The organism is Pseudokineococcus marinus (genome assembly GCF_013004605.1).
In the GTDB taxonomy this organism is placed as follows: domain Bacteria; phylum Actinomycetota; class Actinomycetes; order Actinomycetales; family Quadrisphaeraceae; genus Pseudokineococcus; species Pseudokineococcus marinus.
Map to the genome: position 1 here is coordinate 1 of NZ_JABEMA010000211.1, position 5,388 is coordinate 5,388.

Below are 5,388 nucleotides of genomic sequence, written 5' to 3' on the forward strand. Positions count from 1 at the left end.
CTCACCCGCGAGGGGGACGGCGCCGTCGTGCCCCCGCTGCTCGTGCAGCCGCTCGCCGTCGCGGACCTCGCCGCCGAGCTCGCCCGCGTCGCCGTCGGCCCGCCGCGGGGCCTGCTCGAGGTGGCGGGCCCGCGCACCGAGGACCTCGTCGACATGGCGCGGCGGACCCTGTCAGCGCGGCGCGAGCCCCTCGAGCTGCGCGAGCTGGCGCGGCACGCCCTTCGGCGTCGAGGCCGCCGGCGAGGTCATGCTGCCCGGCCCCGGCGCCGTCCTGACGCCCACGACCTTCGACAGCTGGCTGCTCGACGCCTGGGTGCCGGCGTGAGCGGCCCACCGGTCGCGCAGCCCGTCCGCCCGACCCGACCCGACCTCCGGAGGACGCCATGACCGCCGAGCCCCGCACGAGCAGCTTCGCCTCGCCCTCCGACGGGCTGGCCGTCGCGACCTACCGCTGGGAGCCCGCGGACGGCCCGGTGCGGGGCGTCGTGCAGGTCGCGCACGGGCTCGCCGAGCACGGGCGCCGCTACGCGCGCCTGGCCACCGCTCTCGCGGACGCGGGCTTCGTCGTCGTGGCGTGCGACCACCGCGGGCACGGCGCCTCGACGTCGGAGCAGGTGCCGCTCGGCTCCTTCGGCGCGGCGGGCGCCGCGGGCTTCGTGGGCGACGTCGTGCGGCTCGGGGAGCTGCTGCGGGACGAGCACCCCGACCTGCCGCGCTTCCTCCTCGGCCACTCCCTGGGGTCCATGGCCGCGCAGAACGCCCTCCTCGACCACGACGCGCTGTGGGCGGGCGCCGTCCTGACCGGCTCGACGGCGATCGACGGGCTCGTCGAGGTCGTCAGCGCCCTGCCCGCGGACGCCGGTCTCGAGGGCTTCAACGCGCCGTTCCCCTCCCGCACCGGCTTCGAGTGGCTGAGCCGCGACGAGGCCGAGGTGGACGCGTACGTGGCCGACCCCCTGTGCGGCTTCGCCACCGAGGACGCCGTCCTCGGGGGCGTGCTCGCGACGGCGGGCCGGACGGCGGACCCCGAGGCGCTCGCCGGCATCCGCGACGACCTGCCCGTCCTCGTCGTCAGCGGCGACGAGGACCCGGTCGGCGGGTCCGGCGGGGCGCTCGTCCGCCGCCTGGCGGAGCGCTACCGCGACGCCGGCCTGCGCGACGTCACGCTCGAGCTGCGCCACGGCGCCCGGCACGAGGTCCTCAACGAGACCGACCGCGACGCGACGACGGCCCTCGTCGTCGACTGGCTGGTCGAGCGCGCCGCGCGCTGAGCCCCGCCCCTCGCGCGCCCGTCCGTCGCGGGCGGTCCCCGGAACAGCCCGCGAGGCGCGGGTGCTGGCTCCTGCGTGACCGTCTACGCGCTGCACGAGAACCCCGAGTGGTGGCCTCCCTTCGCCGCGGCCTTCGACGCCGAGGGCGTGCCCGTGGAGCAGTGGCTGCTGACGGGGGCGGGTGAGCTCTCCCTCGACGACGAGCCGCCGGAGGGCGTCTTCTGGTCGCGGATGAGCGCCTCGGCCCACACCCGCGGCCACCACCTGGCGAAGGAGCAGACGAGGGCGGTGCTCTCGTGGCTCGAGGGGCACGGGCGGACGGTCGTCAACGGGCGCGGGGTGCTCGAGCTCGAGATGAGCAAGGTCGCCCAGCACGCGGCGCTGCGCGCGGCCGGGGTGGACGTGCCCCGCACCACGGCCGTGCTCGGGCAGGACCGGCTGGTCGCCGCCGCCGAGCGCTTCGTCGCCGCCGGCGGCGGCGCGCCGTTCATCACCAAGCACGACCAGGGCGGCAAGGGCCTGGGCGTGCGGCGCTTCGACGCCGTCGAGGAGCTGCGCGACGCCCTGGCCGCCGGGGAGCTGGAGGCCCCCGCGAACGGCACGTGGCTCCTGCAGGAGCTGCTCGTCGCCGCGGAGCCCGCGGTCACGCGCACCGAGCTCGTCGACGGCGAGCACGTGTACTCGGTGCGCGTCTCGACGGCCCAGGGGTTCGAGCTGTGCCCTGCGGACGCCTGCGCGCTGCCCGGCCAGGAGCCGCTCTTCAGCCTCCGGGAGGGCTACGAGCCCCCGCAGCTGGAGGCCTACCGCCGCTTCCTCGCGGCCACGGGCACGGCCGTCGCCGGCATCGAGTCCATCGAGACCGTCGACGGGCGCGTCGTCACCTACGACGTGAACACCAACACGAACTACAACGCGGACGTCGAGGCGGTCGCCCCGCGCTCCGGCCCGCGCGAGATCGCCCGCTACCTCGGACGGCTGGAGGGCGAGCGCCGCGGCGTCCGTGCCGCCGCCTGACGCCCACGAGGAGCACCGCGGGCGGGGGAGGTGGCGCCCGGCCGCTCAGGTCCTGGCGCGCCCGGCCGACGGGGGAGAGGACGAGCCCCCTCCCCGACCCACCAGGAGCCTCCCGTGCCCTACCGCCTGGTCACCCGCAGCGACTTCGACGGCCTCGTCTGCGCGGTGCTCCTGCGCCAGATCGGCCTCGTCGACGAGATCACGTTCGTGCACCCCAAGGACGTGCAGGACGGCGTCGTCGAGATCACCGAGCGCGACGTGCTGACGAACCTCCCCTACGCCCCCCGCGCGCACCTCGTCTTCGACCACCACCACTCCGAGACCCTGCGCCTGGACGGCGAGCGCGCCAACCACGTCATCGACGCGGGCGCCCCCTCGGCCGCGCGCGTCGTCTACGACCACTTCGGCGGCGCCGAGCGCTTCCCCGACGTCTCGCCCGAGCTCATGGACGCCGTCGACCGCGCCGACTCGGCGGCCTACGGCATCGAGGAGGTGCTCGACCCCCGCGGCTGGACGCTGCTCAACGTCCTCATGGACAGCCGGACGGGCCTCGGCCGCTTCCGCGAGTTCCGCGTCTCCAACTACCAGCTGATGATGCAGCTGGTCGACGCCTGCAGCGCCCACCAGGACGTCGAGGAGATCCTCGCCCTGCCCGACGTCGCCGAGCGCGTCGAGCTCTACCGCTCCCAGCAGGCCCTCTCCGCGGAGCAGCTGCGCCGCTGCAGCACCCAGCGCGGCGACGTCGTCGTCGTCGACCTGCGCGGCGAGGACGTCATCCACGCCGGCAACCGCTTCGTCGTCTACGCCCTCTTCCCGACGGCGCGGGTCTCCGTCCACGTCATGTGGGGCCGCGAGAAGCTCAACACCGTGCTGGCGGTGGGCAAGTCGATCGTCGACCGCACCTCGCCCGTCGACGTCGGCGCGGTCTGCCTGCGCCACGGCGGCGGCGGCCACCAGGCCGCCGGCACCTGCCAGGTGGCGCACGAGGACGCCGAGCGCGTGCTCGCCGAGGTCGTCGACGCCGTCGGCACCGAGCGGGGGGCGCTCGTCGCCGGCTGACGACGCCCGTGCAGCGGCCCCGGGCGGACGGAGGCGGCCGGCGACGGCCGGCTCCGTCGCGCGCCCTCGCCCGCTGGCAGGATCCGCGCCCATGAGCGCCACGACGCCCCTGCAGCCCCGCGTCACGACGGCCCCCGACGACGCCGGCCCGGGCCCGGGTCCGGCGCCGTGGTGGGCGAGCGCCGTCGTCTACCAGGTGTACCCGCGGTCCTTCGCGGACTCCGACGGCGACGGGGTGGGGGACCTGCGGGGCATCACCTCCCGCCTGGACCACCTCGCCGACCTCGGCGTCGACGTCGTGTGGCTCTCGCCCGTCTACGCCTCGCCGCAGGACGACAACGGCTACGACATCAGCGACTACCGGGCGGTCGACCCGACCTTCGGGACGCTGGAGGACCTCGAGGAGCTCACCGACGCCCTCCACGCGCGGGGCGTGAAGCTCGTCATGGACCTCGTGGTCAACCACACGAGCGACGAGCACCCCTGGTTCGTCGAGTCCCGCAGCTCGCCGTCGAGCGCGAAGCGCGACTGGTACTGGTGGCGCGGCCCGCGCGAGGGCATGGAGGCCGGCGCCCCGGGCGCCGAGCCGACGAACTGGCGGTCGGCCTTCTCCGGCCCGGCGTGGAGCCTCGACGAGGCCAGCGGCGAGTACTACCTGCACCTCTTCTCCCGCAAGCAGCCCGATCTCAACTGGGAGAACCCGGACGTGCGGGCGGCGGTGCACGAGATGATGCGGTGGTGGCTCGACCGCGGGGTCGACGGCTTCCGCATGGACGTCATCAACATGGTGAGCAAGGACGTCGCGGCGGACGGCTCCCTGCCGGACGGGCGCGACGCCGACCCCCGCACCGGCCTGGCCGGGGGTGGTGAGCACTACCTGTGCGGGCCGCGCATCCACGAGTACCTGGCCGAGATGCACGCCGAGGTCTTCGCCGGGCGGCCGGAGGCGCTGCTGACGGTGGGGGAGATGCCCGGCGTGACAGTGGCCGACGCGCAGCGCTTCACCGACCCCGCGAGCGCGGAGGTCGACATGGTGTTCCAGTTCGAGCACGTCGACCTCGACCACGACGGCAGCAAGTGGCACTCCGTGCCCCTGGACCTGCTCGCGCTCAAGGCCTCCTTCGGGCGCTGGCAGGCGGGCCTGGCCGAGCGGGGGTGGAACAGCCTGTACTGGAACAACCACGACCAGCCGCGGATCGTGTCGCGGTGGGGCGACGACTCCCCGGAGCACCGCGCGGCGTCGGCGCGGTGCCTGGGCACGCTGCTGCACCTGCACCGGGGGACGCCGTACGTCTACCAGGGCGAGGAGATCGGGATGGCGAACTTCCCGTGGGCCTCGGCCGAGCAGCTGCGCGACATCGAGAGCCGCAACCACCTCGCCGAGGAGGTGGGCCACGGCGGCGACCCCGCGGAGGTGCTCTCGAGGGTCGCGGTCTCCAGCCGGGACAACGCGCGGACGCCCGTGCAGTGGGACGCCTCGCCGTCGGCGGGGTTCACCACCGGGGAGCCGTGGATCGCCGTCAACCCCGACCACGCCCACGGGTGGAGCGTCGCCGACCAGGCTGACGACCCGACGTCGGTGCTGGCGCACTACCGGCGCCTGGTGGCGCTGCGCCACGACTGGCCCGTGGTCGCGCTCGGCGACTTCACCATGCTGGTGCCCGAGCACGAGCGGGTGTACGCCTTCACCCGCCGCCTCGCGGGGGAGGGCCCGGACGGGGCGCCGGCGGTCGACGAGCTCCTCGTCGTCGCCAACGTCGGCTCCTCGCCGGTGGACCTCGGCGACCTCCTCCCCGAGGCCGTCGCCGGGCCCGGGCGCGACCTCGAGCTCGTCCTCGGCACCGTGCCCGGCGGCGGAGGGGGCGACGACGCCGACGTCGCCGCCGACCCGGTGCTCGCCCCCTGGGAGGCCCGCGTCCTGCGCCGGGGCTGAGGCCCTGACGACGGCTCGGACGACGGCGCGGCGCCCGGTCCGGGGGACTCCCGCGCCGCGGGGCGGTGCGGCTGGCAGCATCGGGGCATGGCGAGCAGGCCACCCGGCGAC

At 75.7% G+C, this 5,388-nt stretch carries 4 protein-coding genes and 1 pseudogene; all 5 read left to right on the forward strand.

Going from position 1 to position 5,388, the window contains the following annotated elements; genetic code table 11:
• Positions 1 to 387, forward strand: a pseudogene (locus HLB09_RS12335) (hypothetical protein); the annotation flags it as partial.
• On the forward strand, positions 384 to 1,271 hold the full coding sequence (locus HLB09_RS12340) for an alpha/beta fold hydrolase (RefSeq protein ID WP_171203657.1): 888 nt from the start codon (positions 384 to 386) through the stop codon (positions 1,269 to 1,271). The pseudogene HLB09_RS12335 and the gene HLB09_RS12340, both read left to right, overlap by 4 nt.
• A 75-nt stretch (positions 1,272 to 1,346) precedes the next feature.
• Complete coding sequence (locus HLB09_RS12345) at positions 1,347 to 2,285, forward strand: ATP-grasp domain-containing protein (RefSeq protein WP_171203658.1); 939 nt, start codon at positions 1,347 to 1,349, stop codon at positions 2,283 to 2,285.
• A 114-nt stretch (positions 2,286 to 2,399) separates the two neighbouring features.
• A complete protein-coding gene (locus HLB09_RS12350; protein ID WP_171203659.1) occupies positions 2,400 to 3,344 on the forward strand; it encodes an exopolyphosphatase in 945 nt (314 codons plus the stop codon).
• Between the two features lie 91 nt (positions 3,345 to 3,435).
• Positions 3,436 to 5,277, forward strand: coding sequence for a glycoside hydrolase family 13 protein (locus HLB09_RS12355; protein WP_171203660.1), 1,842 nt, complete (start codon positions 3,436 to 3,438; stop codon positions 5,275 to 5,277).
• Positions 5,278 to 5,388: the final 111 nt, after the last annotated feature.